Consider the following 5684-nt stretch of genomic DNA (forward strand, 5'->3'; position numbering starts at 1 on the left):
CGGTCGGGCGGTGCCTATGGACCTGGCGCCCCTGGTGCGCGATCAAGCGCTAAAGATGTCCGCGCTGTTCCTACTGATGAGGCTCGCGCGAACGGCGGGCCACCGATTGTCGGACGTCGTCTCGACGGCTGGCAATGCGCTCAGGCCGCTCCGGGGGCGAGAACTGTTCGCGTACCTCAAGTCGCTCCTCGAAAAGCCGATTGACTTCGGGCACGTAGTCCGGACGCGGAAGCTTCGTGAAGACGAAGACCGGACAGCCGAGGCTCGGGCCGCGCAAGAGCGGCAGCAGATTGCCGAACTCGTAGAGAGGTACCGGGGTAGATGGGTTTCCGCACCTGACGGATCGACCTATGAAGTCGATTCAGCCTCCATCGTGTTACTGCCGAAGCTCTTTGGCGCATGGCCAGGCGCGCGTCTGGCTTGTCGAGATGGACCGAGTCGCGTCCGGGCTGGCCTTTGGCCCTGCCCTGCAGGCTCAAGGTAGGGGGTTGCCGTCAGCGACGGCGCGCGCAGCTATTGAACGTCTGCGCGGCGTGATAGGAAAAAGCCGCAGTCACAACATGCCCGCGATGGAGCCGGGATTCGTATTTCGCTGCCCGCGGGAGGAGGTATAAAGGCGCCTAGTCTTTTGCGCGGGCTTTTTTCGACCGCGCATAGACGTGAGTACAGAAGGCTTCTGCGACTACACGATTGACAGTAAGGATGGTTGCGGGAGTCAACCTCTCACGGGCGACCCCTTGCCTGTCAATAAGCCGCTGTGGCAACAATTGAGACACGAAGGATTGGACTAGGTCTTTCCTCACGTTGTCATCGGCAGCCTCGAAAAGCTGCTTCCCAATGTTGATTTCGTCGCTCAGTTTGGCCATAGCTAGGTCGTTCTGAGCTTGGAGACTGGCTTCCACCTTAGCACGCGCATCTTCCCGCCCACGCCTTTCATTCCTGGAATCCTCGAGCTGCTTCGCCTTGACCTCTGCCATGCGACGGTCAGCGTCGCCAAGCCGGAACTTGCCTTCGATGGCTCTTAATAAGTATCCCTTTGGACTGCTGGTGACCTTTCCTTCATTCACCTTGGCACGGGTATATTCGATAGCGCGTTCGATGACCTCGTCGGTCCAATCCGCGCGATTCTTAGCAATCCGGTCAAACTCGGGCGCATCAAATGCAAACTCGTTGTGGAGAGTGAGATACATCGAATCGTCAATGCCTGCCCTCGCCGCATCTGCCCCTTGCTTTTTAGTGAATCGAAACCGGATTTTCAACTTCTCGGGTGGGACACGTTCTGCGTTGGGCTCCCAGCTCACGTCAAAATCTGAAACCTGATTGAGTTGCTGGATAGCTGGAACCAGGAAGTGTTTCTTGAACTCCTTGACCTCTTTGCGCGACTCGCCAACCTTACCCGGCCATTCGAGAAGCTCGCTGTATGCAAACCACTCAGTTATGCCGGGCCCCTCGCATGGAATAAGGCGGTCGTAGATGGCTCGCGCAAGTGATAACGAGAACGACGTAGAGGCTCGCAAGCTCAGCCAATGTGCCTTGTACGGGTTGATGACATATTTGATAACCCGACCAGACAAGAGGATAAAGACGACATTGCGCTCAATGTAGCAGTCGCCAAGTAGACCAATCGTGCCCCACGAATCCTTTTCCGTTATCTCCTCGATAGACGGCGCGGTCATGATGTCAACGCGAGCATTTGCGGCCGACCGCATCTGCGAAACAAGGTGGGCATGGTTACGACTTCCTTCGTAACGCATAAGCCACTTGAAGTAGTTTACCTCCGCGGTAAACGTGTAGACCTTATCGTCGAGCAACTCCTCGGGTGCTTTGGTTGCAACGATAAAGTACGCGGCGTCCAGAATGCGACGTGCGGCAATACCCAAGCCGCCCACCCTCGTGAAGATATTGTTTCGGATGAAGCCAATTTCTCGCGTCGACTGGTGAATCGGCCGACCTTGTCCGGACATGTCTTCAAAGATGTCCAAGGCGAGCTGATGCGGCGTGACGGTGAGAGCTTGGTTTTCCATGCGTTCTTGTGACTCCAATCCTCGGCACTCTATCAGCGCAGATTGGCATGTCAACACAAAAACCGCCCCGTTCTACTCGGTAGGTTTGCCCAAAAACCGCCCCTGTACCCACAAGTTTCGTCTGCGACCGACCAATTTCCAGCCTGGGTGGCACAAAAATCATCCCACTCTGCCCAAAAACCGTACCTATCCACAGGGTGTAGCCTTGATTAATAACGTTTTTTTCGCGGTTGTTTGTTCGTTTGCGGGTTTTGTCTTTCAAAAAACACAAACCAACCCAGGTATCCAAAAATTCGGCATTTGTGAGAGTTGGCCGCTAAGCGTTTGAAAAATAAGGAAAAATTCCCAACCAGATCGGGCTGCACAAAAACCGACCCAGGGGTGGTTTTTGTGCGAGCTAGGTTTGGGCGTCTTTATAGGTGGCTAGTCGAGGGCGGCTGGCCAAGAAGTGTGAAAGGGCTGACTGACTGGTGCTGAGAATGTAAATGCACACCGATGCCCCAGTATTTGCGGAGTTTTCTTCATGTGGGGGCCAAAAAGTAGCCTCAATACAAGCTTGTTTACGCGTATTCGTGTATTCTGCGCTTCAACGTCACAGTATGGAGAAAGCGCGGAATGGCTAACGTAGGCGCCCTACCGATGGAAGACCGCAAGGTCACCCTGCGCGAAGTTGCGGACTTCGCTGACAATCTCGGGCCGTTCGCGGATAACCTTCGCGAGCAAATTCTTGCGCCTCGGCCGCGCAAGCTTGCACCTATATATACCATCAGTGAATTGGCTGATCTGTGCAGTCTTACCCGCCAACAGATTCAATACCTAGTTTCGAAAGGTGATTCCAACCTTCCCACGGGAACTCTGAACGGAACCGGCCGAAGCCGGACGTTTACGCTTCCCGAAGTTCGCACGTGGGTGCAGATGGCTTCTGACATTTATCAGACTCGCCTCGGTGAGGCCGACGCTAACTTCAAGGGCAAGGTTTTGACCACTGCTCAGCTGAAAGGCGGGTCTGCAAAGACAACGACGACAGTTTGTCTGGCTCAGGCACTGAGTCTGCTGGGCCGGAAGGTTCTGGTCATCGACCTCGACCCTCAAGCCTCGGCATCGGAACTCTGCGGACTCTACGCGGAGAAGGAGATTTCCGGCGAAGACACTGTACTGCCGTACATCTTCGACCAGAACGTGGAGGGTGGGTTGGGCTCTCGCGTGCAATCGACGTATTGGGATGGCATGGACATCATTCCTGGGCACACCTTCCTTTATGGCGCGGAGTTTCTTCTGCCAGCACGGCAGAAAACCATCCAGGGGTACCGATTCTGGGCGGTGCTGCGGCAAGGGCTGGAGCCGCTGAAGTCACAGTACGACTACATCCTGATTGATACCTCGCCCTCGCTTTCGTACATGAACCTGAACGCACTGCTCGCGGCAGACGCACTGGTCATGCCGATGATTCCCGAGAACCTGGACTTCATCAGCTCGCTCGCTTTCTGGCGCCTTTTTTCGGATGTTGCAGAGGACTTCCTGCCCTACGAGGAAGATAAGGTATACGACTGCATCTCTATCTTGCTTTCCAAGGTTGACTACGGGAAGACTTCCTCGGCGCCGGTTGTTCGGCAGTGGGCCCAAAGCGCCTACGGGCGTTGGCTCGATCCCTTCGAGATTCCAGCGAGCTCGGTAATGAGTGGCGGCGCTTTGTCGTTCTCGACGGCACTGGATGTCGTGAGTACTCATTCGACTGCAAAGTCTCTACAGCGTGTCAAGCAGCCCATGATGCAGTACGCAAAATGGTTGGACGATATGTTCGTCAAGACCTGGAAGGAGGCGGCATGAGCAATAACATCCGAGAACAGTTGATGGCCAAGACGGCCAACTTGCCGACACCCGCTGACTTCAAAGGCGAGACCAAGAAGGAAAAGACGTCTCGCGGTCCGCAAACAATGCCTGGTCTGACTAGTGCTTTGTCGGTGGCACAGATGCGCATTCAGGAACTCGAGTCGAAGGGCGTCGAGACACACCTTCCTGTCAACGCCATCGTGCCGAATCCTTGGCAGCCGCGGCGCCAGTTCAATGAAGCAAAGCTATCGGAGCTCGCACGTTCGATTGCAGAAGCAGGTTTGCTGCAGGCTGTGACGGTTCGCCGGATAGGGGAGGAGGGTTATCAGCTTGTCGCCGGGGAACGGCGTTGGCGCGCCCACAAGCTCCTCAATAAGGAAACCATCCGAGCGGTGGTCATCGAATGTACCGACGAGGATATGGCTGCGTTGGCGTTGATGGAGAATGTGACGCGGGATGGCCTGTCTGACTACGAAATTGCGATTGCTGTTCGTCGCACCGAGTCGGAATTTTCCACGCGTACCCGGCTCGCTGAGGTAATGGGTGTGACGCGCAATGAACTGTACAAGTTCTTGGCTTTCGACGAACTGCCGGATTTCGTTAAGCTAGACTTGGACCTGAACCCCTCCTTGCTTGGCGCGAATTCCGCTCAGGAAATTGCCAACTGCGTCAAGAAAACTGGCGATGATGGGGTGAAAGCGCTTCGCGAATTATGGCCGATGGTCGTATCCGGCGACCTGCTTATGAGTAAGGTCGCTGCGGCGATTAGCGCGCAGGTAACAAAGGGCGCACCTGCGGCGAATGCAGGTGGCCGAAGCATCTTGAAAATTTTCGCCGGCAAGGTTCAAGCTGGCAGTATCACCAAAGATGTCAAGGGTTTTACCTTGAAGTTCAAAGCTGGGGTGATAACGGAAGAGCAGGAAAGCGAACTCAGGGATTACATTGGAAAAATGTTCTCCATCCAGCCCGAGTAGCACTCAAAAAAAGACCCGCCACAAACGGCGGGTTTTTTTATGTTTGGCCAGCTTCCGGCCGCTGGCTATGAGGCTCAGAGGCTAAGGCGTCAACAGTGTTCTTATAAGAACACGACAGCCGAGAGTACATCTGCGCTGAGGACGTCAGTGTAGCCTCCACGATTCCCGCCCTTGCCCACAAATGGTGTGACTCATCTGCTAAAGAACTTCGCCGCTTGTTCGATGCCTCGGGACGTTCTGCCCGCACGGGAGACGTGACCGAGCAGGCACTGAAAACACACGTCAAGAGCGCTCTGCTTCGACTCGCCGACGACCGAGGCATTGCGCTGATGCCCGATGAACGTGGGCTGCTAATGCCGCGCCACACGCATTCCGGCACACCTTTGCGACCCTGGCTGCCGCAAAGCTTATGCCCATTGATAACCTTGTAAATCCCATCCGGACAGAAACCACTTCCGGGCACACACTCGCGAGCCCGACTTCGGGGGACAAAGTGCTTGTCCTTGGCCTAGCGCAAGTTTTGCACAACGACCGGCGAAACCAGCGCGTGCTGATTAATGCGTAACTCGAAGTCGTGACCGCGGTCATCCCAGTGCACCAACAGGGCATTCACTACCATCTTGGGCATGAATACGGCGCGCCATTTCTCGCGCTTATCCAGTACCGAAAGCTCCCCGCACTGGCCCGCCGGCGTTCGGACAGGCTTGAACTTAGAGGTGGCGCCGTATGTTCGGACAGGGAATCCGGATTTTTAAGTGGAGGCGCTGGGGCGGTCAAGCTGCCGATTTGATCGCTGGCAGCGTGGCGAAGTATGCCTCATCCGGAGTCTTGTCCGCCAGACTGGAATGGGGGCGTC

At 55.6% G+C, this 5684-nt stretch carries 3 protein-coding genes; 2 read left to right on the forward strand and 1 reads right to left on the reverse strand.

The features are described 5' to 3' along the window. Window positions 1–620: 620 nt before the first annotated feature. Window positions 621–2024 (reverse strand): replication initiation protein, encoded by a 1404-nt coding sequence (locus tag A3A5_RS0111495; RefSeq protein ID WP_018310716.1) that lies wholly within the window; start codon window positions 2022–2024, stop codon window positions 621–623. Window positions 2025–2639: 615 nt separating this feature from the next. On the opposite strand from A3A5_RS0111495, the gene A3A5_RS0111500 reads away from it, so the two are divergent. Both A3A5_RS0111500 and A3A5_RS0111505 read left to right on the forward strand, forming a co-directional pair. Continuing rightward, window positions 2640–3851, forward strand: coding sequence for a ParA family protein (locus tag A3A5_RS0111500; protein WP_018310717.1), 1212 nt, complete (start codon window positions 2640–2642; stop codon window positions 3849–3851). Then, window positions 3848–4828: a ParB/RepB/Spo0J family partition protein gene (locus tag A3A5_RS0111505; RefSeq protein ID WP_018310718.1), complete on the forward strand. Its 981-nt coding sequence runs from the start codon at window positions 3848–3850 to the stop codon at window positions 4826–4828. Before A3A5_RS0111500 ends, A3A5_RS0111505 begins: the two co-directional genes overlap by 4 nt. Window positions 4829–5684 lie beyond the last annotated feature (856 nt).

The sequence above is a fragment of the Cupriavidus sp. UYPR2.512 genome, assembly GCF_000379565.1.
Classification (GTDB): Bacteria; Pseudomonadota; Gammaproteobacteria; order Burkholderiales; family Burkholderiaceae; genus Cupriavidus.